The following is a 25,918-nucleotide window of genomic DNA, read 5'->3' as shown; positions in this document are numbered from 1 at the left end:
ACCGATGCCAAATATTCGTTGACTGCATCAAACGCACGCAAACGGAAAGGTATGCGGACGTGTCTCGGGCTCTCCTCGCTACTGCACGGCCCCTCGCTGTCTGGGTCGGCGTGTCGGCCGCGGCGCTGGCTGCGGTCGCCTCTGCTCCGGAGGCCTGGCGGGTCGTCGACGCCGGGGCGGGCGACGTGGCCGTGCTCCTTCCGCGACTCCTCGTGGCGGCGTGCAGCACCGCACTGGCGGCGGCTTTGGCCTGGCTGTGGGTCGTCACCACGACCACCGTGGTCGGTCTGGTCGCCGGCCGACCGCGCACCGGCGGCGCCACCCGACGGCTCGTGCTGGTCGCGTGCGGCGCGGTCGTGGTGACCGCCGCGGGCGGCCCGGCGCTCGCCGACCCCGGCAGGGACGGGCGCGAGGCGCTGGTCGGCCTGTCGCTCCCGGACCGGCCCGCCGCCCCCGTCCAGGCCTCCGAGACGCCGGAGCCGGCCCACGACCGGCGGTCGACGCCGCCGGCTGCGCCGCCAGAGGCGAGCACCTACGTCATACGACCGGGCGACTCGCTCTGGTCGATCGCCCGGGCGCATCCCGGTGTCGCCGGCTCGGTGGACGAGCGCTGGCGCGCCATCTGGCGCGCCAACCGCGACGTCGTCGGCGACGACCCCGACCTCATCCTCCCCGGACAGGCGTTGCGCCTGCCCGGACCCGACCGCCACCGGATCGACCACCCATCCCAGGACGGAGACCGACCATGAGCACACCCGACCCCACCCAGGCGGAGGTCATCGACCTCCGCTCCGCGAGCTCGTCCGGCGCGATGGCGAGCGTGCAGGGCGCGCTGGCCCTCGACCTGACGCAGCGCACGGCTCCCCCACGACCGCGGTTGCGCAGCAGCCGGGCCAACGACCTGGTGCTGGTGGAGGTCGCGGCCCGCGACCACGTCGACGCGTTCGTGGGGCGCTACCTGCAGGCCGTCGTCGAGATCGTGGCCGGCGACCGGCCGGTCAGCCAGTTGCTGCGGCACACCGTGCCGGAGCTCTACGAGGACCTGTCGGCGCGCGCCCGGACGGTCAGCGCCGCCGCCGGGCTCGCGCCGGGCCGGGTCCGAGGACCCAACCCGGCGCGACCGGTCGTGGTCGGCGTCCGCACCGCGATGGTGCGCCGCGACGCGGTCGAGGCCAGCGCGCACGTGCGCTACGGCCGTCGCTCGCGCGCGGTGGCGGCCCGGTTCGAGATCGTGCGGGACCGCTGGCAGTGCGTGGCGCTCGCCTGGGGCTGAGTCAGCCGCCCAGCGTGGCGCGGCCGGTGGCGCCACCGGGCGCACCGTGGCAGCGCTTGAACTTCTGCCCGGACCCGCAGGGGCACAGCGCGTTGCGACCGACGCCGGCGAACTCGTCGTCGCCGGCTGTCGCGGGAGCGGCGTGCACCTCGGCCTCGCCGTCCTCCGACGGCGCGGTGTAGGACAGGTTCTGCGGACGGCTCGGCTTGTCGAGGCCCTTGGCCCGGATCTGCGGCGCGTGCGCCTGCGCCTGGGCGAAGTCGATCTGCGGCGTCGCCGCGGACAGCTGCGGAGCAGCCGGCGCGACGGCGACCGGCTCCTCGTCCGCGCCGGCGGCGTCCTCCTCCTCGACCTCCACCTGGAGGTTGAACAGGAAGCCGACCGACTCCTCCTTGATGCCGTCCATCATCGCGGCGAACATGTCGAAGCCCTCGCGCTGGTACTCCACGAGCGGGTCGCGCTGGGAGTAGGCACGCAGGTAGATGCCCTCGCGGAGGTAGTCCATCTCGTAGAGGTGCTCGCGCCACTTGCGGTCGAGGACGGACAGCACGACGCGTCGCTCGAGCTCACGCTGGACCTCCTCGCCGATCTCGTCCTCGCGGCGGTCGTAGGCCTCCTGGATGTCCTTCTGCAGGTCCTCGATCAGCTGCTCGCGGCTGAGCCCCTCGACCCCGCCGGCCGCCTTGACGACGCCGTCCTTGGTGAGACCGATCGGGTAGAGCTGGCCGAGCGCGGTGAACAGGCCGTCGAGGTCCCAGTCCTCCGCATAGCCCTCCGTGGCACCGCGGACGTAGCCGGCGATGACGTCGTCCATGAAGCCGCGGATCTGCTCGCCGAGGTCGGCGCCCTCGAGGACGCGCCGACGCTCGGCGTAGATGACCTCGCGCTGGCGGCTCATCACGTCGTCGTACTTGAGCACGTTCTTGCGGGACTCGAAGTTCTGCGACTCGATGTTGGCCTGGGCGCCGGCGATGGCGTTGCTGACGCGCTTGGCGTCGATCGGCACGTCGTCGGGCACCTTGAGGACGGTGAGGATCCGGTCGACCCACTCCGACTTGAACAGCCGCATCATCTCGTCCTCCAGCGACAGGTAGAACCGGGACTCCCCCGGGTCGCCCTGTCGGCCGGAACGACCGCGCAGCTGGTTGTCGATGCGTCGCGACTCGTGGCGCTCGGTGCCGACGACGTAGAGCCCGCCGAGCTTCCTGACCTCGTCGTGCTCGGCGGCCACCTGGGCCTTGATGCGCTCGACCATGGCCGGCCAGGCGGCGTCGTACTCCTCGGGCGACTCGACCGGGTCGAGGCCCTGCTTGCGCAGCTCCTGGTCGGCGAGGAAGTCGACGGAGCCACCGAGCATGATGTCGGTGCCGCGACCGGCCATGTTGGTGGCCACGGTGACCGCGCCCTTGTGCCCGGCCAGCGCGACCACCTTGGCCTCGTCGGCGTGCTGCTTGGCGTTGAGGACGGTGTGCGGGATGCCGCGCTTCTTGAGCAGGTTGGACAGGTACTCCGACTTCTCCACCGACACGGTGCCGACGAGCACCGGCTGGCCCTTCTCGTGGCGCTCGGCGATGTCGTCGGCCACGGCGGCGTACTTCGCCTCCTCGGTGCGGTAGACGAGGTCGACGTTGTCGACGCGCTGCATCGGCCGGTTGGTCGGGATCGGGACCACGCCGAGCTTGTAGATCTTGTCGAACTCCGAGGCCTCGGTCATGGCCGTGCCGGTCATGCCGGAGAGCTTGGTGTAGAGGCGGAAGTAGTTCTGCAGCGTGATGGTGGCGAGGGTCTGGTACTCCTCGCGGACGGTCACGCCCTCCTTGGCCTCGATCGCCTGGTGCAGGCCGTCGTTGTAGCGGCGACCGGCCAGGATGCGGCCGGTGTGCTCGTCGACGATGAGCACCTCGCCGTCCATGACGACGTACTCCTTGTCGTTGCGGAACAGCTCCTTGGCCTTGATGGAGTTGTTGAGGAACGAGATGAGCGGGGTGTTGACCGAGTCGTAGAGGTTGTCGATCCCGAGGTGGTCCTCCACCTTGGTGATGCCGGGCTCGAGCACCGAGATGGTGCGCTTCTTCTCGTCCACCTCGTAGTCGGTGTCGCGGACCAGGGACCGCGCGATCTTGGCGAACTCGGCGTACCACTTCACCTCGTCCTGCGTCGGGCCGCTGATGATCAGCGGGGTCCGCGCCTCGTCGATGAGGATGGAGTCGACCTCGTCGACGATGGCGAAGTTGTGGCCGCGCTGCACGCACTCCTCGACCGAGTCGGCCATGTTGTCGCGCAGGTAGTCGAAGCCGAGCTCGTTGTTGGTGCCGTAGGTGATGTCGCACGCGTAGGCCTCGCGCCGCTCGGCCGGACGCATCGACGGCAGGATCACGCCGACCGTCAGGCCGAGGAAGTGGTGGACGCGGCCCATCTGCTCGGACTGGAACTTCGCGAGGTAGTCGTTGACCGTCACCACGTGCACGCCCTTGCCCTCGAGCGCGTTGAGGTACGACGGGAGCACCGCGACGAGGGTCTTGCCCTCACCGGTTCTCATCTCCGCGATGTTGCCGAGGTGGAGCGCTGCCGCTCCCATGATCTGCACGTCGAACGGGCGCATGCCGAGCACCCGCTTGCTCGCCTCGCGGACCACCGCGAACGCCTCGGGCATGAGGTCGTCGAGCGTCTCGCCGTCGGCCAGACGCTCACGGAACTCCGCGGTCATCCCGCGCAGCTCGTCGTCGGTCATCTTGACGAAGTCGTCCTCGATGGCGTTGACGGCCTTGCTGACCGCTTCGAGCTCACGGAGGATCTTGCCCTCGCCGATGCGGAGGAGCTTGTCGATGATGGCAGGCACGAGTGGTAACTGTACCTACCGCTCCAACGCCGCTCCCAATGCGCGCGACAGGTCCCCGCGGTGGCCGACAGCGACGTCGTCGAGGCCCAGCCAGCCGGCCAGCCGGCGCAGCTCGGCGGCGAGCTCCTCGGCCGTCTCCGACGGCGCTCCCGGCTCGGCGAAGGCCGCCGGGACCACCAGGACGCGGCCGGCCCGGTCGGCCTTGAGGTCGACGCGCGCCACGAGTCGGTCCCCGAGCAGGAAGGGCAGCACGTAGTAGCCGTGCTGCCGCTTGGCGGCCGGCACGTAGATCTCGATGCGGTAGAAGAAGTCGAACAGCGCCTCGGCGCGCGCCCGCTCCCACACGACGGGGTCGAACGGGCTCAGCAGGGTCCGTGCCGCGACCCGGCGCGGCAGCCGGGCGTCGCGGTGCAGGTAGGCCTGCCGGTTCCAGCCCTGGACCCGCACGGGCAACAGCTCGCCGGACTCGACCAGCTGCTCGATGGCGACCTTGACGCTGGGCCGCCCCGGCGCCGGCTGCAGGCGCAGCCGGTAGTAGTCGGCCAGGCAGGCGCCGCTCGCCACGCCGTGCGAGCGGGCGGCGCGGCGTACGAGCTCGGTGACCGCGTCCTGGGGCGTCGGCGTCGGTGCCGCGAGCACCGCCGGGGGCAGCACCCGCTCGGCGAGGTCGTAGCGGACCTCGAACTGGCTGGTGCGTCCGGCGATGGCGACGTCGCCGACGAGGAACAGGTAGTCGAGCACCTTGCGGGCCTCCGACCAGTTCCAGCCCCAGTGCTCCCGGGTGCGCGGGCCGGTGCTGAACTCCTCCTCGAGGTCGCGAGCCGTCACCGGTCCGCGCTCGCGGACCGCGGCGAGCACCCGCCGCTCGAGATCGGCGTCGGCGGTGAAGCCCCACTTGCCCCGCTCGGAGCGGTACGTCTCCATCCGGTGCCGCATCAGCGGCCACAGCTCGACGGGCATGAGCGCCTGCACGTGCGCCCAGTACTCCACCACGCGGCGGGGCCGGCGCTCCGAGGCCCGGCGCAGCAGGTCGACGTCGTAGGGGCCCATCCGCGAGTAGAGCGGCATGTAGTGGGCCCGCTGCAGCACGTTGACCGAGTCGACCTGCAGCACGCCGGTGCGCGACAGGGTGCGCTCGAAGGTCCGCATGCTCGGGACCGCGTGCGGACGGTCGGTGAAGCCCTGCGCCGCGAGCGCGATGCGGCGTGCCTGGAGCCGGGTCAGCGACTCCACGGCGTCAGGGGAGGTCCAGGAGCTTCTCGCGCATGGCGTACATGACCGCCTCCATGCGGGAGTGGAGCTGCAGCTTCTCCAAGATGTTGCGGACGTGGTTCTTGACCGTGTTCTCGGAGATGAACAGCTCCTTGGCGACCTCGCGGTTGTTGAGCCCCTTGGCGACCAGCCGCAGGACCTCCAGCTCGCGCTCGGTCAGCCGCAGGGCGGGGCCCTGCTCGCGCTCGGGCTTCGACATCTGCTTGAACTCGTCGATGAGCTTGACCGCCATGGACGGGCTGATCAGCGACTGGCCCTCGTTGACCACGCGGATCGCCTGGGCGACCTCCTCGATGGAGGAGTCCTTGAGGAGGTAGCCGGCGGCGCCGTTCTTGACCGACTCGTAGAGGTCGGCCTCCTCGTCGGAGACGGTCAGCATGATGATCTTGGCCGACGGCACGGCCTCCTTGATCGCCCGGCAGGCCTCGACGCCGGTGCGCCGGGGCATGCGTACGTCGAGCAGGATCACGTCGGGCGCCGTCTTGACGGCCAGGTCCGTGGCGGTGATGCCGTCGGCAGCCTCGCCGACCACGTCGATGTCGGCGTCTCCCCCGAGGAGCATGATCAGGCCCCGCCGGAAGAGCTCCTGGTCGTCGACGACGAGGACGCGGACGGGTTCGGTGCCTGTTGCCTCGGTCACGCGCGCATCATTGCACGCGCGCGTGACCGAGGCGCCCACGGCGCTGCGGCGAGCGCCGCCCGGGCACGCTGCGGCTCAGGCGACGTCGAGCGAGATCACGCCGTAGTCGTAGCCCCGGCGTCGGTAGACGACCGAGGGACGCTCGCTCTCCTTGTCGACGAACAGGTAGAAGTCGTGGCCGACCAGCTCCATCTCGTAGAGCGCCTGGTCGAGGGTCATGGGGGCCGCGGCGTGGGACTTCTCCCGCACCACGAGCGGACCGTCCCCGGTCACGGTGATGGGACCGACCTTGCGCTCCACGACGCCGTCGTCCGGCGTCTCCGGCGCGGGCTCGCTGACGCCGGCGAGGGCCTCGCCCACCGAGACGGGCGTGTGGCGGCCGCGGTGCACGCGGCGCCGGTCGGCGGCGCGACGCATCTGTGCCTGCATCTTGTCCAGCGCCAGGTCCAGCGCACCCATCTTGTCCGCGGCGGCCGCCTCGGCGCGGATCACCGGCCCCTTGGAGAAGGCGGTGAGCTCCACCTTGGTCGACCGGTCGTGCTGTCGAGGGTTCTTCTCGAGCTCCACCTCCACCTGGACGCGCATGATGCGGTGGTCGTGCTTCTCCAGACGGGTGAGCTTCTCGGACACGTGCTCGCGGAACCGGTCGGACACCTCGCAGTGCCGTCCCGTGACCACAACCTCCATGTTGAACCTCCTCAGCTAGCGAACGGTCCGCACCCCTCCATTCGCCACGACGGCACACCCGCCGCGGCAGGGTGGGATGGAGCCCGCCCGGCCGACCTGGTCTTCGACCCCACAACCGCCTGCTGAAGCGTTCGCGACTTCTCCGTCACTACTGGCCTTCTCCCGGCACCCGGGCCGAGGCCCGAGTGGACCGACACATCTGGTGTCGGCGCCGAGGCAGGACTTACTTCTAAGCCGCACCGTGATCGTCCGAGGGGCACGGGGCCCGGAGGACTTACGTGGACCGTTTCGCCTGCGACTGGCATCGGCTAGCCACGGGGCGGACCGGGCGAGGGACCTCTCGGTCCCGCGCGCAGCCCTCTCCGTGACGCAACCACGGACCCGGGCGGACTCCATGAAGAGACGCTAGCCCCTCGGTGGCCGCGGGCCAAACGTCATGCCACCAGCCGGGACCGGCGCGCGGTGGCCGCCACCGCGGCGATGGCCACCGGCGGCAGGCCCACGGCCTCGAGCGCACGCTGCGCCTCGCGCGCCGTCGCCCCGGTGGTCACCACGTCGTCGCACACCAGCACGTGCGCCTGCGGCCGCCGACGGGCGATGCGCCCCAGGACGGCGGAGGGACAGTGCATGGAGTGGGTGACGTTCGCCGCGCGTCCGCCGGCGTCGAGACCGGCCTGGTCGGCCGCGCCGCGCGAGATCAGGAGCGGCGCCGCGAGCACCTGCCGCTCGCCGCGCAGCCGGGCCGCCGCCGTGCGCACCAGCGCCGACGTCGCCTCGTAGCCGCGCTGCCGGCCGGCACCCGGCCGCGACGGCACCGGCACCAGCAGCAGCGGCGTGGCGGGATCGACGCCCACGTGGGTCGCCGCGGCGCGGACCGCACAGGCGAGCAGGTCCGCCAGCGCGCGCCGGTGTCCCCACTGGCCGCGGTCCTTGTGACCCACCACCAGCGCGCGCACGGCGCCGTCGTACGACTCCGCGGCGAACGGCGGCACCAGGCCGTCCGGGACCGGCGAGGGCCACGCCAGCCGCGCTGTGCGCGACAGCGAGCCCCGGCAGGGGACGCACAGCATCCGGCCGGGCCGGTCGCAGCCCACGCAACGGCTGCCCAGGAACAGGTCGAGCGCCTCGTCGAGCACCGCACCGATGCCACCAGCGCAGGGCCCGTGCGGCAACCCGGCGGCGTACGCCTGTGGAGGGTGCTCCTGTGAACGGTGCTCAGCCGACGTAGGTCAACGAGGTGAGCCCGCGGGGCAGGTCGGGCACCGAGCGCTCCGGGGTGGTCAGGCTGAGCACGGCTCGGCCGGCGAGGGCGTACACCTCGCTGCGCTCCACCGGGGAGGAGACCAGCACCCGGTTGGGGCCGCGGAGCCGGGTGTTGCCGCCGGTGACGACCTCGCCCGGGGCGCCGTCCACGGACACCGTGCGGACCTGGGAGCCGGCGGTGATGTCGCTGAGCACCGAGATCGTGGTCGTGCTGCGCCAGGCGATGTCACGGATGCGGGGAGCGTCCTCGGGCGGCAGCGACAGCGTGCGCAGCGACGAGAAGCCCAGGATGGTGCCGGCCGGGTCGTGGCGGATCCGCGTCGACACCACCCGGTCGGTCCGGCGGCCACGCACCAGTGCCACGAGGCGGCTCCCGTCGCGGGAGACGAGCAGGTCGGTGACGGCGCGGCCGGTGATGCCGGGCACGTCGACGACGGCTGCCTCGCCGTCCTCGACGACGATGATCTTGGCCCGTCCCGCGCCACGGTCGAGGACCCAGGTGCGGCCGCGCACGTCCCAGTGGGGAGGCGCCAGGTCCACGGCCTCCACAACGGGTGTGCTCACCTCCGCCGCGCCCGGCTCGCCCGAGCCCGGCGCGCCCGCGGCCGGCTCGGTCGGTGCCACGAAGAGCTGGGTGCCCGTCTTCGACACGGCCGCGACGCGCGAGCCGTCGACGCTGACCCCGATGCTGCGCAGGGCGTAGCCCGGTTGCCCGAGCGGGCCGAGGGTCGGCTCGAAGGCTCCGATGGTGCCGGACACGACGCGGCCCCGGTGCAGCGCGAAGAGCTCGGTGCTCTTGAGGTCGCCGGTCGGGTCGTAGGCGCTGCCGACGTTGAGCCGGACCTGCGTCAGTCCCCCGGAGCCGTTGAAGGCGCGGCCGCCGATGCTGAGCTGCACGGCGTTGATCCGCTCCTCCTGTCGCAGCGTCCACGCGAGCTGCGCGCGCATGAGGTCGGCGGTGGTCTCGTCGACGGCGTCCGGGTCCCCCGACAGCGCCACCTGGGCGATCCCGGACTCGATGGGGACCGAGAGCCCGGGGCTGGTGCCGGGAGGGAAGTAGCTGCGCAGCACGTCGCGCTGCCCGCCCCCGGGCTCGGCGAGCAGCCCGCGCACGAGCGAGGAGGCGAACTGGTCACCGCGGGGGACGAAGACCGGCTCCGGCACGAGCACCTGCGAGGTGGGGTCGAAGTAGTAGAGCGAGACCCGCTCGTACCAGTCGTCGAACCACGAGTCGGGCACGACGAGGGCGTCGGGGACCTCGTCGATGCGCCACTCGCCGTCCTCCTCGACCAGACCCAAGCCGAGCCGGCTCACGGCCTTCGTGCGCTGCCAGGCCCCGCGCGCGTCGTAGACGTTGACGTCGGTCAGCGGGATGCGTACGGCGGTGCTGCCCGCGGTGCCGGTGGCCGTGCCGAGCTCGCCGTAGGTGATGATCTGCTCCTCCGGCACCCATGCCTCGGCCGCTTGGCGCGAGAGGAACTGGCGGGCGACCGTCGGGCTGATGGGAGTGGCCTTCATCGCCTCGAGAAAGCCCGAGACGATGTCGACGGCGGACTGGCCGGGCTGGGGCGGACGCGGGTCGAAGGACACGCCGGGCGCCTCCCCGACGTCGGCGGAGACCTGCGGCTCCACCACGGGGCCGGACGTGGGCATCTGCACGCAGCCCGCGAGCAGGGTGCAGGTCGCGGCGACCACGACGCCGGTCAGCCGGCGGGTGCGGCTCATGCGGTCTCCCGGGCGTCGTCGGGCACGAGGGGCAGCGGCGAGTGGCGCAGCTGCGTGCCGAGGTGGCGCGGCAGGGTCAGCCGGAACTGGGCGCCCTCCCCGGGGCGGCCCCACGCCTGGAGCCAGCCGCCGTGCAGGTGCGTGTCCTCCAGCGAGATCGACAGGCCCAGGCCGGTGCCGCCGCTGGTGCGGGCGCGGGCGGGGTCGGCGCGCCAGAACCGGTTGAAGACCATCGCCGACTCCCCCGGGCCCAGCCCCACGCCGTGGTCGCGCACGGCGATGGCGGCGGACTGGCGGTCCGCCCCGACGAACACCTCCACGTCGCGGCTCTCGGCGTGGTCGATCGCGTTGGTGACCAGGTTGCGCACGATCCGCTCGACGCGGCGTACGTCTGCCTCGGCCACGCAGGGGACGCCGGGGTCGTGCACGACGACCCGGGTGTCGCGCTGCGCGGCGAGGGCGGAGGTCATGTCCACCACCCGGTGGGCCACGTCGACGAGGTCGACGTCCTCGGCCTCCAGCACCGCTGCCCCGGCGTCGAAGCGGCTGATCTCCAGCAGGTCGGCGAGCAGGGTCTCGAAGCGGTCGAGCTCCTTCTGCAGCAGCTCGGCGGCGCGGCCGGTGACCGGGTCGAGGAAGGGCCGCGCGTCGTGGATGACGTCGCTGGCCATTCGTACGGTCGTGATCGGCGTGCGCAGCTCGTGGGAGACGTCGGAAACGAACCGGCGCTGCAGCCGGCTGAGCTCCTCGAGCTGCCGGATCTGCTTCTGCAGGTTGGACGCCATCTGGTTGAAGGACGTGGCGAGGCGCGCCAGGTCGTCCTCGCCGCGCACCCGCAGGCGCTCCTGCAGCTGACCCGCCGCGAGCCGCTCGGCGACGCGTCGGGCCATCCGGATCGGGGTGACGACCTGGCGGGTCACCAGCCAGGTGAGGCAGGCGACCAGGAGCAGCAGCGGGATGCCGGCGACCAGCATGGCGCGCGAGACGAGGGCAAGGGTCTCGCCCTGCTCGTCGAGGGAGTACAGGTAGTAGAGGGTGTAGGTGTTGTCGTCGGCGGGCAGGCGCACCTGGCTGCCCACGACGATGCCCGGACCCTCCGGGAGCCCGGGGATGTCGCGGGTGGTGCGGATGTCGGTGTAGGTCCAGGCGGTCGGCGACGCCTGGTCGAAGCGCTCCTCGAGCTTCTCCGGGACGCTGGCCAGGTCGAGGCCCTGGGTGAACTTCGCGCCGCCGCCGGACAGCCGGCTGCCCTCGCCGATCGGGGGCGAGAGGACGACCGCGAAGCCGCGCGTCGAGCCGCGGTCGATGATCGGCAGGACCAGCGCCTCCTGCTGCGCCGACTCGTCGACGTCGAGCCCGGTGGCCGCAGCGAGGGCGTCGCGGGCCGCCTCGGTCTCGGCCTCCGCCTCCTGCACGACCGCGTCCACGCGCTGCTCGAGCAGGCCGTCGCGAGTCTGCTGGATCAGGAACCAGCCGACCACCCCGACGACGGCCGCCGAGAGAAGCACGGTGCTCACCACCACCCGGGCCTGCACGGAGCGCCGCCAGAAGGCCGGTCCGTGGCGCAGCACCGGCGGAACCCGCTCGAGGAGCCGCCGGCCCGCGGCGGTGGCCGGGCCGCCCGGCTGGACCGACGGCCCGGACGAGATCGTCATGGTGTCGCCGCTACGACTTGCCGGCCTTGTAGCCCACACCGCGCACCGTCACCACGACCTCCGGGTTCTCCGGGTCGTGCTCGACCTTGGAGCGCAGGCGCTGGACGTGCACGTTGACCAGCCGGGTGTCCGCGCTGTGGCGGTAGCCCCACACCTGCTCGAGCAGCACCTCGCGGGTGAAGACCTGCCACGGCTTGCGCGCCAGGCACACCAGCAGGTCGAACTCGAGCGGCGTGAGGTTGATGGGCTCGCCGCCGCGCATGACCGAGTGGCCGGCGACGTCGATGGACACGTCGCCGATGGTGAGGCCCTCGTCGGGCGTCACCGCGTTGCGGCGTACGCGGGCACGAACCCGCGCGACGAGCTCCTTGGGCTTGAACGGCTTGGTGATGTAGTCGTCGGCGCCCGACTCGAGGCCGACAACCACGTCGACGGTGTCGCCCTTCGCGGTCAGCATGACGATCGGCACGCCGGACTCGGCGCGGATCTCCTTGCACACGTCGATGCCGTCCTTGCCGGGCAGCATCAGGTCGAGCAGCACCAGGTCGGGCTTGTAGTCGCGGAACGCGTCCAGGGCCACGTCACCGCGGCCCACGATGCGGCTGTCGAACCCCTCCTGGCGCAGGACGATCGAGAGCATCTCCGCCAGGGAGGCGTCGTCGTCGACGACGAGCACGCTGCCACGCGTGGGCTCGGCAAGGTCGGTCATGGCGCCAGTGTAGGGACGGTCCCCGCACCGGCGCCGTGACCGCCTGCGGCTCAGTAGCGGTAGTGGTCGGGCTTGTAGGGGCCCTCGACCGCGACGCCGATGTACTCGGCCTGCTCCTTGGACAGCTCGGTCAGCTCGACGCCGAGGGCGTCGAGGTGGAGCCGGGCGACCTCCTCGTCGAGGTGCTTGGGCAGCACGTGCACGCCCATCTCGTACGCGTCCCGGTTGAGGAACAGGTCGACCTGCGCGAGCACCTGGTTGGTGAACGAGTTCGACATCACGAACGACGGGTGACCGGTCGCGTTGCCGAGGTTGAGCAGGCGGCCCTCGGACAGCACGATGATCTTCTTGCCGGGCGCGCCGTCCTCGCCGGTGAAGATCCACTGGTGGACCTGCGGCTTGATCTCGTCCTTGACGATGCCGGGGATGCGGGCGAGGCCGGCCATGTCGATCTCGTTGTCGAAGTGGCCGATGTTGCCGACGATGGCCTGGTTCTTCATCCGCTGGAAGTGCTCGACCTTGATGATGTCGAAGTTGCCCGTCGTGGTGATGAAGATGTCGGCGGTGTCGACGACCGACTCGAGGCGGCGCACCTCGTAGCCGTCCATCGCGGCCTGGAGCGCGCAGATGGGGTCGATCTCGGTGACGATTACGCGAGCGCCCTGGCCGCGCAGCGACTCGGCGGAGCCCTTGCCGACGTCGCCGTAGCCGCACACGACCGCGACCTTGCCGCCGATCATCACGTCGGTGGCGCGGTTGATCCCGTCGATGAGCGAGTGGCGGCAGCCGTACTTGTTGTCGAACTTGGACTTGGTGACCGAGTCGTTGACGTTGATCGCCGGGAAGAGCAGCGAGCCGTCCTTGAACCGCTCGTAGAGCCGGTGGACGCCGGTGGTGGTCTCCTCGGTCACGCCCTTGATGTCGGCGGCGATGCGGGTCCAGCGCTGCGGGTCGGCGGCGAGGGAGCGCGCGAGGACCCGCAGGACCTCCTTGTACTCCTCGTTGTCGGTGCTGTCCTGGGGCGGGACGGCGCCGGCCTTCTCGAACTCCACGCCCTTGTGCACGAGCAGGGTGATGTCACCGCCGTCGTCGAGGAGCATGTTGGGTCCGATCGGCGCACCGTCGGCGTCGGTGAAGGCGAAGACCTTCTCGGCCTCGTCCCAGTACTCGGCGAGCGACTCGCCCTTCCAGGCGAAGACCGGCGTGCCGGCGGGCGCGTCGACCGTGCCGTCGCGGCCGACGACGACGGCCGCCGCGGCGTGGTCCTGGGTCGAGAAGATGTTGCAGGTGGCCCAGCGCACGTCGGCACCGAGCGCGACGAGCGTCTCGATGAGCACGGCGGTCTGGATCGTCATGTGCAGCGAGCCGGCGATGCGGGCACCGCGCAGCGGCTGCTCGGCGCCGTAGCGCTCGCGCATGGCCATCAGGCCCGGCATCTCGTGCTCGGCGAGCTCGATCTCCTTGCGGCCGAACGCGGCCAGGCTGAGGTCGGCGACCTTGAAGTCCATCAGTTGTCTCCTGGTGTGGTGGAGGCCGTCTGCGCCGCACATCTGTGCATCGTCGGGATCTCCCGCGCGGACCAGAAGAGCGTAGGACTGCGCTCAGCGATTCGGAGAATCGTCGGCGGGAGCCCCGCCGGCGTGGTCCTGGGGGTGCCCGTCGCTGCTCGCGACGCCGGAGGAGGACTGCTCGGACCCGTGCTCCGAGCCGTGCTCCGAGCCGTGCTTCGAGCCGTGCTCCGAGCCGTGCTCCGAGCCGTGCTCCGAGCCGTGGCCGCCGACCCCGAGGGCTCGCAGGACCACCAGCACGATGCCACCGACCACCAGGCCGACCAGGGCGGAGACGACGGTGTTGAGCAGCCACCCGAGCAGGGCGCCGAGGGCACCGCCGACGGCGTGGTGGACGTCCTCCTCCCAGTGGTGCAGGAGGTCGTACGGCGCGTGCAGGGCATCGCCGAGGCCGGTGCCCTCGAGCAGGCCGTCGTGGCCACCGATCTCGTAGAGGCTGACCAGGAAGATGTGGCCGCCGACCCAGAGCATCGCCAGCGTGCCGATGAACGAGATCGCGGCGAGCAGCCGCGGCATGGCGGACACCAGCGCCAGGCCGATCCGCTGCGACCCCTTCGACGGCTTGCCCGCCAGGTGGAGGCCGACGTCGTCCATCTTCACGATCAGCGCGACCACGCCGTAGACGAGGACCGTGATCAGCAGCGCCACCACGGCCAGCACGATCGCCCGCATCCAGATGCTGGCGTCGGGGTCGGAGCCGACGACCTCCTTGAGCGCGATGACCATGATCTCGGCGCTGAGGATGAAGTCGGTGCGGATGGCCTGCGAGATCGTGCGCTGCTCGTGCTCCGGGGTCAGCTCCCCCTGCTCGGCGACCTCCGCCTCGGCCTCGTTGGTGTGCCCGGTGAGACGCTCGTGGACCTTGTGGGCGCCCTCGTAGGCGAGGAAGCCACCGCCGAAGATGAGGATCACCGGGAGCAGGTACGGCAGGAACTGGCCGAGCAGCACGGCCGCCGGCAGGATGAAGAGCATCTTGTTGCGCAGCGAGCCGATCGCGATCTTCTTGATGATCGGCAGCTCGCGCGCCGCAGCGGACCCGTGGAGGTACTGCGGGGTGACGGCGGTGTCGTCGACGACCACACCCGCAGCCTTGGCGCTCGCGCGCGCCGCCGCGGCGCCCACGTCGTCCACGCTGGCAGCGGCGATCCGCGCCAGGGCGGCGACGTCGTCGAGGAGGGCGAACAGTCCGCCGGCCATGAGCGATCCTTGGGGTCGTGGGTCGGGTCGGCGCCCAGCCTATCGGCGCGGAGCTCGCCATCACCCCGCGCAGGGCGCCTCAGCCTGCCAGAATGCCTCCCATGCCAAGGGACGCGAGGGGGCGGGCGCACACCTGGGTGGGCTCCGCGCTCGTCGCCGTGCTCGCCGTCGGCTGCTCGTCGGACCCGGTCGAGCCGGTGACGACCGCGCCGTGGGTCGAGGGCGGGCTGAACCAGTACTGCGGCGGTCGGGGCGGCGAGCTCGAGTCGTTCTGGGAGCTCGTGCACTCCTCGTGCGCGGTCGCCCAGGACGGCGACGTCCGCCAGGGCGAGGCCCTGGCGGGCCTCCTCGCGGAACTGCCCGAGGAGCGGACGGCGGACTTCCGACGGACGTTCCGCCGGCTCAACGCCGACCTCGTGGTGATCACGGAGGTCGCCGACGACCTGTGCGCCCCCGGCCTGGGCCTCGGTGACGACCTCGGCGCCGACTACCGCAGCTGGGTGATCGCCCACGGGCAGGACGCCTACGAGGCGGTCCTCGACGACCCCGAGCGCCTGCGCGACTTCCCGGATGCGACGGCCGGCTGCGGGCTCGGCGAGTTCTTCGGCGCGGCAGCCACCGGCAACCCGATCCAGGGCTAGCGCGACCAGTCACAGGCCGCGGACGTAGGTCAGCAGCTCGGCGTGCGGTGGCATCGGCCCGCGGCTGCGCTCGGACAGTAGCCTCGACGGGTGCCGGACGTCGCCCACCACCAGTGGTCCATCGACGAGCGGGAGTACGCCCGCCACGAGGCCCGCCGCGGCAGGCGGCACGCGTACGACCACCTCGACCCGCACCGTACCGCCCTCGTCGTCGTCGACCTGGTGCCGTTCTTCGTGCGAGAGTCGGCGTACGTCCGCGGCATCGTGCCGCGGGTGAACGCGCTCGCCGCTGGGATGCGCGCCGCCGGCGGCACGGTGGCGTGGGTGGTGCCGGGGTACGCCCCGCCGAGCCCGAAGGACCGCGAGTTCTTCGGCGACGAGGTGGCCGAGCGGTACGCGCGATCCGGCGGCTCGGGACCGCCTGCCGCGCGGCTGGACCCGTCGCTCGCCGTCTCGCCGGACGACGTGGTCGCCGAGAAGACCTCGCGCAGCGCGTACGTCCCGGGCTCCTCGGACCTGCCCGCGTTGCTCGCCGCGCGCGACGTCGACACCCTCGTGGTGACCGGCACCGTGACGAACGTCTGCGTCGAGGACACCGTGCGCGACGCCAGCGCCTCGGGCCTGCGCGTCATCCTCGTCGCCGACGCCTGCGCCGCCACGCGCGACCAGGACCACAACGCCACCCTGCACGTCGTCTACCGGTCGTACGGCGACGTGCGGGCGACCTCGGAGGTGCTGGAGCTGGTGGCCGCGGGGCGCTCGTCCGGCAGGTGAGGCGGGGACTTCGTCCTTGTCGGGGGTCGAGACTCGTGAGACCTGTGCGCGGCGCGCGCCCGAGCTGGGCGACATCGTCGCGTGCGTACGACTGTCCCCGCCGGCCGCGTGCGACCCGCCGCGTTGAGCCAGCGTCAGGACCCGGAGGACCTGTGTCCGCGCCTGCGTGCCGCTTCTCCACAGAACGGCTCAACTGCTCGGCAATGTCGGTGGATCGGCGTACAATCGAACACATGATCGAGACGCTGGCGGTGCAGGACGCGAAGGTCGACGACCTCGCGCCCGCCGCGCTGCTCGCGCTCGCTCGCGACCGCAAGGCCGCCGAGGACCGGGCGGCCGCCGACCTTCTGGAAGTCGCTGCCCGGTGGGCTGACCTGCACCCGCCGGAGTCGATCCACGCTGCTGCGTCGTTCACCGTGCCCGGCTGTGAGCACGAGGAGCCGATCGCTGGCGAGGGTGCGCCGTTGGTGGCGGAGTTCTGCGTCGCCGAGCTCGGCGCCGTCCTCGGGATCTCGACGACTGCGGCGAAGCGACTGATCGGGGACGCGCTCGAGCTGCGCCACCGGCTGCCTCGGCTGTGGGCGCAGGTCCAGTCAGGACTGGTGCCGGCGTGGCGGGCGCGGTCGGTCGCCGAGGCGACGATCCATGCCACCCCTGCGCTGACCCGCGAGGCGGCGGGCTGGGTGGACAGCCAGGTGGCTGCGGTGGCCGGGCGGGTCGGTCCGGCGCAGCTGGACCGGCTCGTCGCCGAGACCATCAAGCGGTACGACCTGGCTGTCGCGGACCCGGCTGCTGACCCGGAGGACGGCTACCTGCACGTGGACCCGCGGCACGCCACCATCGACACGCAGGACGTGCACTACGCCGGGACCATGCGCCTCGAGGCCGAGCTCGACCTCGCCGACGCCCTCGACCTCGACCGCGCCCTTGCCCACGGCGCCGCGACGCTCGCCGCGCTCGGCTCCCCCGAACCGCTCGATGCTCGCCGCGCCAAGGCGCTCGGCGACCTGGCCCGCACCCAGACCGCCCTCGACCTCTACAAGCAGGGGTCCACAGAAGCGCGGGCACACGACGGGCTGCCCGCCGCGCGCGAAATCGTGCTGCACGCCCACTTCGAGGCCACCGCTCGCGGCGACGTCGACGGCACCATTCACACCGCGTTCGGGGGCACCGGGCGGCTCGAGGAAGGCCAGCGCCTCGTGCTGCTGGACCAGGTCCGCGCCTGGTGCGCCGACACCCGCACCAAGGTCACCATCAAGCCCGTCATCGACCTCACCGCCGAGCTCACCTCGCCGGGCTACGACATCCCCGACCGGATCCGCGAGCAGGTCGTCCTCCGCGACGTCACTTGCGTCTTCCCCTGGTGCTCCCGACCCGCCCGTGGCTGCGACATCGACCACGTCATCCCCTACGACCCCGACGCCGACGCGGAAGGCCGTCCACAACCCGGCCCCACCACCACGTCCAACCTCGCCGCCCTCTGCCGCAGGCACCACCGACTGAAGACGCACTCCGCCTGGCGCTACAGCGTTACCGGACCGGGCAGGTTCGAGTGGATCAGTCCCCACGGCCACCGGTTCAGACGAGATCCGTCCGGCACCACCGCACTCGCGCCAGCGCCGCCGTTTCCGGCCGCGCGCCGGACACCGCCGCAGGTACCACCACCGCGCCGACCATGACCCCGCCCCGCACCCCCTGGCGAAGAGACGCGAAGGGGGTGTGAGCCGCGCGCGGATGCCGGAGAAGCGCTGTCGAGCAGGCGGCCGCCGGCCCGCCGAGCCTCCGCCACGGGCTGCACACTCGCCACTCGTCGCCCCGGCCGCTCCGCCTCGTCTCGCACCCGGACCTGGACCCGGATGTCCCCCGGTCAGCTCTCGGGGGTGGCACCTTCAGACTCTCCCGCAGGAGCATGGCGAACGTGCAGCACAGAGCCGTCGACGCGTTCCTCGTCGAGCTCATGGCCTTGGGCTGGGTGAGGGACGTATGGCTCTACGGTTCTCTCGCCTCCGGCGACCACCGGCCGGGCGCGAGCGACATCGACCTCGTCGCGGTGACCGGAAGGGTGCTCGGCCGCGTCGAGGTCGGCACTGTGCGCCGCATCCACTAGCGGTTGGACGCGACCGTCGGACGCGGCGCGGCCCTGGGCTGCACGTACGTCTCGTGTGAACACCTCGGTCAGGCCGATGCACGGCACCCGACCTGGACGCACGGCCGGCAGGTGGAGCGGCACCTCGCCGAACATCTCCCCTACGCCGGACCCCCACGCCGTCCTGACGGGCCGTACGCTGACGCGGTGCTGCCCGAGCCGACCGAGCGCCTGCGCTTCCGTCCGATGATGATGGCCGACCTCGACGTCGTGGCCGCGCTGCTCGCGGCTCCCGACCCGGTGCGTGTCGACCGCCCCGTGCGTACGCGCGAGGACGCGGTCCGGTGGATCGAGTGGCAGCAGCGCAACTACGCCGAGCACGACTTCGGCCTGTGGGTCGTCGAGACCCACGACGGCACGTTCGTCGGCGACTGTGGGCTCACGATGCAGGACGTGGAGGGCACGGCGTACGTCGAGGTGGGCTACCACGTCGTGCCGGAGCTGCGCCGGCACGGCTACGCCACCGAGGCGGCGAGGGCGGTCCGCGACTGCGCGGCACGCCACGGCGTCGACCACCTCGTCGCCCTCGTCCGGCCCGAGAACACGCCGTCGCAGGGCGTGGCCCGCAAGCTCGGCATGGAGGTCGAGCGGACGGCGCACGTCCACGGCGGCGACGCGCTGGTGTTCGGCTGCCGCCTGCGGACGGCGACCGGCTAGTCGTCGACGAGCCCCACTCGCAGGTACTCGGCGGCGTAGGTCCCGGTCAGCAGCAACGAGGCGTAGCGTCCGACCTCGGCGTCGGCGTCGGTGGTCAGGGTCTCGACGCGCACCCCGTGGCGGGCCGCGGCGGCCTGCAGCATCCCGGTCTGCTCGCGCACGGCCGGGTCGTCGGTGCGGTCGTCGAGGACCAGCAGCAGCGGGCGCAGGTCGGCCGGCTCCTCGGCGAACGGGTCGGCGAACAGGTCGTGCGGCTTGGTCGCCTCGATCACCGGCAGCAGGTGCTCGGCGTCGCCGGCGATCGCGGAGCGCCCGCTCGTGCGCCGCAGCAGCTCGGCCAGCCGGCGGGCCGCGCGGGCCGCGAGGACGGAGCCGCCCCACACGAGCGGGTTGGTGTCGGCCATGGCGATGGCGAGCATCTTGGCGGGGTTGACCGCCAGGTCGCGGTGCGGCGAGCAGTCCTCTGCGACCTTGTCGAGCGCGGCGGCCACCGACTCGGCGTCCGCACGGGGGCCGAGCTGCACGTGCGAGAGGTAGTCGAGCATGACCACCGCGGTGGCGAGCTGGTCGCGGGTGACGGTGGGCAGCACCGTCACGTGCCGTCCGGCGGCGTGCTCGCCGACCAGCGAGCGCTCGGGACAGGCGACGACCACCTGCGCGCCGCGGCGTACGGCCTCGGCGACCGCCGACGCCGACCCGTGGTCGTTGCCCTCGGGGGCCAGCACCACGACGAGGTCGAGCGAGCCCGCCCAGCCGGGGAGCCCAGGATTGGGCCAGGCCACGAACGGCACCGGGCACCACGGCTCCAGCACGGCGCGCAGCAGGCGTGAGTCGGGTCCCGCGGCGATCACCGCGCGGGGACGCTCGCCGTCGCGCCCGCGGGCGATCAGCTCGGCGGTCGCCGTCGCCGCCTCGTGGGCCTCGCGGCGCACGCGCGCGCCGCTCTCGGCGAGCGTGCGCAGGCGCAGGTCCACCGTCTCCAGCACCCCGGCGTCATCGAGCCGGGCCTCGTCGAACCAGGTCACCACGGCCTCCGTCCTCAGGCCGGCTTGCGGGCCTCGTCGACCAGCAGCACCGGGATGTCGTCGCGGACCGGGTAGGCGTTGCCGCAGCCCTGGCAGACGAGCTCCTCGGCCTCGCCGGGCGCGGAGGGCGACAGCTCCCCGTGGCAGGCCGGGCAGACGATGATGCTCAGCAGCTGCTCGTCGATGTTCACGCGGACGATCCTAGGGGGTGGCGAACCGGGTCAGTCGGTGGGCGTGAGCACCCGCAGGTGCCCCCGCTTCGCGCCTCGGGACGGGTCGTCGGTCGAGTGGAGCGGCGCGGGCGCCGGTGCCGGGCGGGCCGCCTCCCGCACCGCGTCGGCGAGCGCGAGTAGGTCGTCGGTGCTGGGTCCCTGGGCGCGCGGATCCGGGGCCAGCCGGAGCACCTCCCAGCCGCGCGGGGCCGAGAGGCGCTCGCTGTGCATCTCGCAGAGGTCGTAGGCGTGCGGCTCGGCGTACGTCGCCAGCGGACCGAGCACGGCGGTCTGGTCGGCATAGACGTAGGTCAGCGTGTTGACCGCGGAACGGCCACACGCCGTCCGCGAACAACGACGGGCAAGGCTCACGGCGCCGACGCTACCTGCCCCACGCACGTGCGGCGCTTAGGCTCGCGGCGTGGACGAGGTGAGCGCGGCGGGTGCACTGGACCGAGCGGGCGGACCCGCGCCCCGACGGCGCAGCCGGAGCCGGGACCGTCGTGGCCGCGGGATCCGCGGCCCGGGCGTCGTGCCGGTCGATCCGGGCACGCCGGTGATGCGCACCGCACGGCAGCGCTTCGACCAGCTGGTGCTCGACGTCGTCGAGCCGCTGGACGAGCGCTGGCAGCGCCACCTCGGCCTCGTCGAGTACGCCGTCGAGGACGCTCCGATGCTGCCCGACGACTGGGGCGACGACACCGTCCCGCTCTCCTCGCTGGTGCGCGGCAAGGGTCAGGAGCCGACCCGCCTGGTGCTGTTCCGCCGGCCCATCGAGCACCGCGCCACCACCCGCGACGACCTCGAGGCGATGGTGCACACCGTCGTCGTCGAGCAGCTGGCCGAGCTGCTGGGCCTCACCCCCGGCCAGGTCGACGAGCGCTACGGCGACTGAGCGGCGCTCAGCGCTGTGCCGGGCGCACGTCCGGCACCTGGCTGGTGGTCTCCAGCGGCGCCAGCGGCAGCACGGACAGGCCCCGGTCGCTCACCTCGAGCGACACCACGGCCACGGTGCGCTCGAGCGTGACCTGCGCCAGCACGGCCTCGTCGGGCAGGCGCAGCCGCGCCGCCGTGGCCGGGTCCACCTCGACCCGGCGCTCGCGCACGACGGCGGCGCCGTCCTGGTCCCAGGCGCGCAGAGTGAGCACCCCCGGTGCGGTGGCGCCGGCGACGACGAGGCGCTTGGACCCTGCGGGAAGCGCGACGGCGGTCTCGTCGGTCACCGACGGGCCGGCTGCGGAGAGCGCCAGGTCGCCCGAGGTCTGCGTGCGCAGCGTGGCCGTCACCGGCCCGGTGGCCTCGACGCGCAGCGCCTGGACGCCCTCGGCGGTGCGCCCGCGCAGCACCCCGCTCAGGTCGACCTCGCTCACCGACGCCGGCGGCAGCGAGACCTCGTCGAGCCCCTGCGGCGCGAACTCGCTTTCCTCGCTGACCAGCTCGAGCGCGACCCGCACCTCGCTGTCCCCGGGGTTGGCCAGCGTCAGCGTGCGGTCCGCGGGGGCGGGGCCGACGCCGACGACGTACGACGTCGAGGCAGGCGCCGGCTGCGACGGCAGCCACTCGCGCACGGGCCGATCGCGGCCGATGGGGTCGAGGACGTCGACCACGCTGGCACCGAGACGGCCCCGGGAGACCAGGACCCGCACCGCGAGGGCGTCGCGGTTGGGAGCGACCTCGGCGAGGTCGAACGACGTGGCCCGGCCTCCGGGGACCCGGACGCCGCGCAGCGCGGGGACGTCCACGAGGCCGCGCCCGTCCCACACGGTCACGTCGGCGACCGCAGGTCCCTTGTCCGGGTTGACGAGGGTCAGGGTCGAGGCGTGCTCGGCCGATGCGCCGACGCCGGTGAACCAGCGCTCCGGGGTCGGGCGCTCGCAGCCGACCGCGGATCCGGCGCCGGAGCGGCTCGCGACGAGGCCGGCGGCCAGGTCGCCGCTGGCGTCGACGACGACCGTGGACCGGTCGCTGCGCGCCGCGACGCCGGCCCGCAGGCGCTCGGTGTCCTCGTCGCCACCGACCCGCAGTGCGAGGTCCCCCGAGGACAGGGCGGTGCTGGCGAGCCTGAGCCGGTCGGCGCCCGGCAGTCGCGGGGGGCACACCGCGGTGGAGCGGTCGAGCGGTGCGCCGGTGGGCGCGTACGACGAGGGCGGCTCCTCGGCCGGGCGCACCAGGCTCAGCGCCGCCACCGCGAGCAGCGGGATCAGCACGGCCAGGACGGTGAGCGGCGCGGGGCGGCGGCGAGCGGCCTCGTCCACCCGGCGGCGGCCGCCGCCTCCGGTCGCCGCGCTCGGGCTCGTGTGCTCAGCCATGGCGTCGCTGCCTCACGGTCGGTGCGGCCAGCACCAGCACGACGACGATGGCCAACGCCTGCACGACCAGGAGCGCGGTGCGCCACCACGAGCGCGAGCCGTCCAGTGCGGAGTCGTCGAGCGGCCGGTCGACGCGCCAAGCCCGCGTGCTGCGGTCCTCCGCGCTGGCCTGCTCGAGGCCTGCCGTGGCGTCGAGCAGCGCCGAGACGCGCCCGTCGGCCGGTGAGCCGAGGACGACGTACTCCACGCCCCGCGCCCCCAGGGCGGCGACCACGGCCGGCGTCGGCGAGGACACCAGCGCGCGCACCTCCGACGTGAGGGCGGTGTCCTCCCGGGCCAGGGTCAGGATCTCGTCCTCGCCGACGGTCGTGCCGTCGTCGCGCCGGATCCGGTAGGTGATGCCGTCGTCGACCGAGCCGGCGAGCACGAGCACGCCGTGCTCCTCGCCCAGCAGCGAGCTCTGCTGCATGTAGACCGGCACCGACTGCTCCGCGTCGCGCGCGAGGACGTTGTCGGGGGTCGTGAGCCACCAGGCGAGACCACCGAGCGGCACCACCGCGGCGGTCACCGCCAGCGCCGCGGCCAGCCCGCGCTGCCAGGCCGGGTGGTGCTCCTCGAGGCGGCGCAGGTAGGCGTCGGCGCCGAGCGCGACCGCGACGATCGAGGTGCCCTGCAGGATCACCACGAACAGGCCCAGGCTGGGCCGGGTGGTCACGGACGGCAGGTCGAGGGTGAGGTGGGAGAGCAGTCCCGAGACGAGCGCTGCGGCGAGGGCCACCAGCCAGCAGATGACGACGGGGACGCGCGTACGCCGTGGGAGCAGGGCGACCAGGGCGAGCACGCCCAGCACCGCACCGAGCCACTCCGGCGCGCCGAGGTCGTTGAGCCGCCCGGTCACCAGTCCGGCGAAGGTCACCTGGTCGACGGTGAGCCGCCCGGCCTCGAGCAACAGGCCGGAGGCCGATCCGGTGGTGAGCAGCGGGACCAGCCAGGGCGCGAGCAGCAGCGGGGGCACCGCCACCGCGACGACCGGCGGACCCCAGCTGTCGCGCTCCCGCAGCAGGCGCGGGGCGAGAACGGCGGCGGAGCCGAGGACCACGGCGGTGGCGAGCAGCGCGAAGAGCCAGAAGGCCGGCACGAAGGCGGCGCCGAGCGCGACCAGCAGCGCCGTCCGCCAGGCGGCGCGCCAGCGCCGGTCACGGTCGGGGTCGACGAAGCCGAGGGCGGCGTGGGCGGCCCACGGCAGCAGCGCGGCCACCGCCACGGTGCCGAACCGCCCCTCCCCCCAGGCGCCCGAGGTCACCGGGACGAGGGCGTAGGCCAGCGCGCCCCACACGACCAGCCAGCGCGGCAGGCCGCGCGGGTCCACGAGCCGGCCCACCACCCTGAGCAGCCGCCAGGCGCCCCAGGCGGCGACCGGCACCGCCAGCAGCATCAGCGCCGACACGACCGCACCGGTGTGCCCGAGCAGGATCGAGGCAGCGATCGCGAACGGCAGGACGTAGGCCGGCGCCGGGACGTCGGTGCCGGTGCCGAGCGGGTGCCACGTGGCGGCGTGCAGCCGCCACCAGTCCCCCGCCGCGGACGGCACGGGTGACAGCGCACCGCCGGTGATCGAGCCGAGGGCCTCGCGTCCGGCGACCAGCGCGAGCACCCCGAACAGCACCAGCACGACCGCCACCGGGTTGGTGAAGAAGCGGGCGACCAGGCCGGTGTCGGTCAGGTAGGCCTCGTCGTCGTCCTCGGCCTGCTCGCGCCGCCTCTCCCCTCCGTCGACGACACCCGGGGCGGCGTCGGCGGCCCTGGCGAGCCGGCGGCGCTCGGCCACGTCGGCGGCCTGGCTGGTGGCGGCCGAGGCGAGGTCGGTGACGAAGTCCAGTCCGTGGCGGTAGGGCAGCCACGCCGGCGCGAGCAGCCGTCGTACGTCGGCGGGCTCGCCCTCGCGGCGCCGCGCGCGCTCCCGGCGCGCGGCCAGCACCTGCCCGGGCCGCCCGTGCACCGACAGGGCGGCGGCGAGCTCGTCGAGCGCCTCGCCCACCGAGCGCACGGCCAGGAAGCCGACGACGCGCAGCAGCGAGCCGAGGAAGAGCCGGACGTACTGCCACGCGAAGCCGCGCGAGGAGACGTTGGCCAGCGAGGTGAAGAGCGCGGCGCGGCGCTCCTGGTAGTGGGTGTGCCGGCCCGTCAGCGGGGTGCGCCGCAGGCCGCGGTGCGCCGCCTCGGCGTGGAACACGACCGCCTGCGGCACGACCAGCGTGCGGTGGCCGGCCAGCGCGGCGCGCCACCCGAAGTCGATGTCGTTGCCGAAGATCGGCAGCTCCTCGTCCAGGCCGCCCAGGGCCTCGAGCACGTCGCGGCGGACCAGCATGCCCGCGGTGTTGACCGCCAGCACCTCTCGTACGGCGTCGTGCTGGCCCTGGTCGTACTCCCCGCGCTCCAGCCCGGTCTCGCGCCGACCGGTGCCGGTGATCGTGAGACCGACCTCGAGCAGGCGCCGCAGCGAGGGCCACTCGCGCAGCTTGGGGCCGAGGATGGCCGCGTCGGGGCGCTGCTCGGCGGCGGCGAGCAGCTCGGCCAGCGCGGTCGGCTCGGGGTTGCTGTCGTCGTGGAGCAGCCACACCCACTCGTCGGGACCTGACGGGGGCGCGAGGGCGAGGCCGTGGCGTACGGCGGAGGGATAGCTGGTGGATCCGGGGACGACGTCGACGACCGCGCGCGACGCGTCCAGGCCGGCATGGGTCAGCGCGTCGCGGACGAGGGTGACACTGTCGTCGCGGCTCGTGGTGTCGACAGCCACGACCCGGTCGACCGGGAGGGTCTGCCCGGTCAGACCAGCGAGAACTGCTGGCAGCCACCGCGCCCCGTCATGACTGACGAGAAGCGCTGTGACGGTCACCGGAGCACCTTAGCGAGGCGCCCGGGACCGTCGAGAACCGACGTGGTGCGCGGGGATCGCTCAGACGGCGCGCTTCTTCAGCTTGCGCCGCTCACGCTCGGACAGCCCGCCCCAGATGCCGAAGCGCTCGTCGTTCATCAGGGCGTACTCGAGGCAGTCGTCGCGGACCTCGCACGTCAGGCAGACCTTCTTGGCCTCCCGCGTCGAGCCGCCCTTCTCCGGGAAGAACGCCTCGGGGTCCGTCTGCGCGCACAGCGCGCGGTCCTGCCAACCGAGCTCCTCGCCCTCGGGCTCGAGGAGGAACAGTTCTGCTCTCATGGCGTACGCCCTTTCGACCCTGTTCGAGAACTGAACGACACTGCTGGAATTACATGCCTGTCGTACCCCGCAAGTCAAGCCCGGATCTGATATGGCCATTCCCCTTCGGGCA

General features: G+C 73.0%; 24 protein-coding genes. 8 read left to right on the top strand and 16 right to left on the bottom strand.

Annotation, left to right across the window (positions count from 1 at the left end):
* Positions 1–110 precede the first annotated feature (110 nt).
* Both J3P41_RS11715 and J3P41_RS11710 read left to right on the top strand, forming a co-directional pair.
* Positions 111–749, top strand: coding sequence for a LysM peptidoglycan-binding domain-containing protein (locus J3P41_RS11715; RefSeq protein WP_210650461.1), 639 nt, complete (start codon positions 111–113; stop codon positions 747–749).
* On the top strand, positions 746–1,273 hold the full coding sequence (locus tag J3P41_RS11710) for an Rv3235 family protein (RefSeq protein WP_210650460.1): 528 nt from the start codon (positions 746–748) through the stop codon (positions 1,271–1,273). Before J3P41_RS11715 ends, J3P41_RS11710 begins: the two co-directional genes overlap by 4 nt.
* Position 1,274: 1 nt before the next feature.
* Here the strand turns inward: J3P41_RS11710 and secA are convergent, their stop codons facing one another.
* From secA to J3P41_RS11660, 10 genes are all read right to left on the bottom strand, one after another.
* Entirely contained in the window at positions 1,275–4,112 is a 2,838-nt protein-coding gene (gene secA / locus J3P41_RS11705; protein ID WP_210650459.1) for a preprotein translocase subunit SecA, read from the bottom strand.
* Positions 4,113–4,127: 15 nt separating this feature from the next.
* The gene (locus tag J3P41_RS11700) at positions 4,128–5,345 is read right to left on the bottom strand and encodes a winged helix-turn-helix domain-containing protein (protein WP_210650458.1); all 1,218 of its coding nucleotides are present in this window, start codon (positions 5,343–5,345) and stop codon (positions 4,128–4,130) included.
* Positions 5,346–5,349: 4 nt separating this feature from the next.
* The gene (locus tag J3P41_RS19300) at positions 5,350–6,024 is read right to left on the bottom strand and encodes a response regulator transcription factor (RefSeq protein ID WP_307861954.1); all 675 of its coding nucleotides are present in this window, start codon (positions 6,022–6,024) and stop codon (positions 5,350–5,352) included.
* Between the two features lie 75 nt (positions 6,025–6,099).
* Complete coding sequence (gene hpf, locus J3P41_RS11690; RefSeq protein WP_210650457.1) at positions 6,100–6,711, bottom strand: ribosome hibernation-promoting factor, HPF/YfiA family; 612 nt, start codon at positions 6,709–6,711, stop codon at positions 6,100–6,102.
* Positions 6,712–7,145: 434 nt separating this feature from the next.
* On the bottom strand, positions 7,146–7,847 hold the full coding sequence (locus tag J3P41_RS11685; RefSeq protein WP_307861953.1) for a ComF family protein: 702 nt from the start codon (positions 7,845–7,847) through the stop codon (positions 7,146–7,148).
* 79 nt (positions 7,848–7,926) lie between these two features.
* A complete protein-coding gene (locus J3P41_RS11680; RefSeq protein ID WP_210650455.1) occupies positions 7,927–9,699 on the bottom strand; it encodes an LpqB family beta-propeller domain-containing protein in 1,773 nt (590 codons plus the stop codon).
* Positions 9,696–11,354, bottom strand: coding sequence for an MtrAB system histidine kinase MtrB (gene mtrB / locus J3P41_RS11675; RefSeq protein WP_210650454.1), 1,659 nt, complete (start codon positions 11,352–11,354; stop codon positions 9,696–9,698). Before mtrB ends, J3P41_RS11680 begins: the two co-directional genes overlap by 4 nt.
* Positions 11,355–11,364: 10 nt before the next feature.
* Positions 11,365–12,063 carry an MtrAB system response regulator MtrA gene (mtrA, locus tag J3P41_RS11670; RefSeq protein WP_210650453.1) on the bottom strand — a complete coding sequence of 233 codons (699 nt, stop codon included), beginning with the start codon at positions 12,061–12,063 and terminating at the stop codon, positions 11,365–11,367.
* Positions 12,064–12,113: 50 nt separating this feature from the next.
* Complete coding sequence (ahcY, locus tag J3P41_RS11665) at positions 12,114–13,571, bottom strand: adenosylhomocysteinase (protein WP_210650452.1); 1,458 nt, start codon at positions 13,569–13,571, stop codon at positions 12,114–12,116.
* 93 nt (positions 13,572–13,664) lie between these two features.
* On the bottom strand, positions 13,665–14,828 hold the full coding sequence (locus J3P41_RS11660) for a DUF808 domain-containing protein (protein WP_210650451.1): 1,164 nt from the start codon (positions 14,826–14,828) through the stop codon (positions 13,665–13,667).
* Positions 14,829–14,929: 101 nt separating this feature from the next.
* Between J3P41_RS11660 and J3P41_RS11655 the strand changes: the two genes are divergently transcribed.
* The 5 genes from J3P41_RS11655 (at position 14,930) to J3P41_RS11635 (ending at position 19,046) form a co-directional block, all read left to right on the top strand.
* Complete coding sequence (locus J3P41_RS11655) at positions 14,930–15,469, top strand: DUF4240 domain-containing protein (protein ID WP_210650450.1); 540 nt, start codon at positions 14,930–14,932, stop codon at positions 15,467–15,469.
* Positions 15,470–15,559: 90 nt separating this feature from the next.
* Positions 15,560–16,243 (top strand): isochorismatase family cysteine hydrolase, encoded by a 684-nt coding sequence (locus J3P41_RS11650; RefSeq protein WP_210650449.1) that lies wholly within the window; start codon positions 15,560–15,562, stop codon positions 16,241–16,243.
* A 233-nt stretch (positions 16,244–16,476) separates the two neighbouring features.
* Positions 16,477–17,922, top strand: a complete 1,446-nt coding sequence (locus J3P41_RS11645; RefSeq protein WP_210650448.1) for an HNH endonuclease signature motif containing protein — start codon at positions 16,477–16,479, stop codon at positions 17,920–17,922.
* 239 nt (positions 17,923–18,161) lie between these two features.
* The gene (locus J3P41_RS11640; protein WP_210650447.1) at positions 18,162–18,350 is read left to right on the top strand and encodes a nucleotidyltransferase domain-containing protein; all 189 of its coding nucleotides are present in this window, start codon (positions 18,162–18,164) and stop codon (positions 18,348–18,350) included.
* A 186-nt stretch (positions 18,351–18,536) separates the two neighbouring features.
* Positions 18,537–19,046, top strand: a complete 510-nt coding sequence (locus tag J3P41_RS11635; protein WP_307861952.1) for a GNAT family N-acetyltransferase — start codon at positions 18,537–18,539, stop codon at positions 19,044–19,046.
* Here J3P41_RS11635 and J3P41_RS11630 read toward each other — a convergent pair.
* Genes J3P41_RS11630 through J3P41_RS11620 form a run of 3 tightly spaced genes read right to left on the bottom strand, consistent with a single transcriptional unit; the run spans position 19,043 to position 20,655 of the window.
* Positions 19,043–20,074 (bottom strand): SIS domain-containing protein, encoded by a 1,032-nt coding sequence (locus J3P41_RS11630; RefSeq protein ID WP_210650446.1) that lies wholly within the window; start codon positions 20,072–20,074, stop codon positions 19,043–19,045. The genes J3P41_RS11635 and J3P41_RS11630 overlap by 4 nt on opposite strands.
* An 11-nt stretch (positions 20,075–20,085) precedes the next feature.
* Positions 20,086–20,262 (bottom strand): Trm112 family protein, encoded by a 177-nt coding sequence (locus J3P41_RS11625; RefSeq protein ID WP_307861951.1) that lies wholly within the window; start codon positions 20,260–20,262, stop codon positions 20,086–20,088.
* A 30-nt stretch (positions 20,263–20,292) separates the two neighbouring features.
* Positions 20,293–20,655 (bottom strand): DUF3499 domain-containing protein, encoded by a 363-nt coding sequence (locus J3P41_RS11620; RefSeq protein WP_210650445.1) that lies wholly within the window; start codon positions 20,653–20,655, stop codon positions 20,293–20,295.
* A gap of 49 nt (positions 20,656–20,704) precedes the next feature.
* Between J3P41_RS11620 and J3P41_RS11615 the strand changes: the two genes are divergently transcribed.
* Positions 20,705–21,178 carry a metallopeptidase family protein gene (locus tag J3P41_RS11615; RefSeq protein WP_307861950.1) on the top strand — a complete coding sequence of 158 codons (474 nt, stop codon included), beginning with the start codon at positions 20,705–20,707 and terminating at the stop codon, positions 21,176–21,178.
* 7 nt (positions 21,179–21,185) lie between these two features.
* Here the strand turns inward: J3P41_RS11615 and J3P41_RS11610 are convergent, their stop codons facing one another.
* From J3P41_RS11610 to J3P41_RS11600, 3 genes are read right to left on the bottom strand one after another with little or no spacing between them, the layout of a single operon-like run.
* Positions 21,186–22,592 carry a DUF5719 family protein gene (locus tag J3P41_RS11610; protein ID WP_210650444.1) on the bottom strand — a complete coding sequence of 469 codons (1,407 nt, stop codon included), beginning with the start codon at positions 22,590–22,592 and terminating at the stop codon, positions 21,186–21,188.
* Complete coding sequence (locus J3P41_RS11605) at positions 22,585–25,488, bottom strand: glycosyltransferase family 2 protein (protein ID WP_210650443.1); 2,904 nt, start codon at positions 25,486–25,488, stop codon at positions 22,585–22,587. The genes J3P41_RS11610 and J3P41_RS11605 overlap by 8 nt, the downstream gene beginning before the upstream one ends.
* A gap of 60 nt (positions 25,489–25,548) precedes the next feature.
* The gene (locus tag J3P41_RS11600; protein WP_210650442.1) at positions 25,549–25,806 is read right to left on the bottom strand and encodes a WhiB family transcriptional regulator; all 258 of its coding nucleotides are present in this window, start codon (positions 25,804–25,806) and stop codon (positions 25,549–25,551) included.
* Positions 25,807–25,918 lie beyond the last annotated feature (112 nt).

Source organism: Nocardioides sp. SYSU D00065 (genome assembly GCF_017916425.1).
Lineage (GTDB): Bacteria > Actinomycetota > Actinomycetes > Propionibacteriales > Nocardioidaceae > Nocardioides.
The sequence above is the reverse complement of the archived record's forward strand: the minus strand, read 5'-3'. Positions and strand labels throughout refer to the sequence as shown.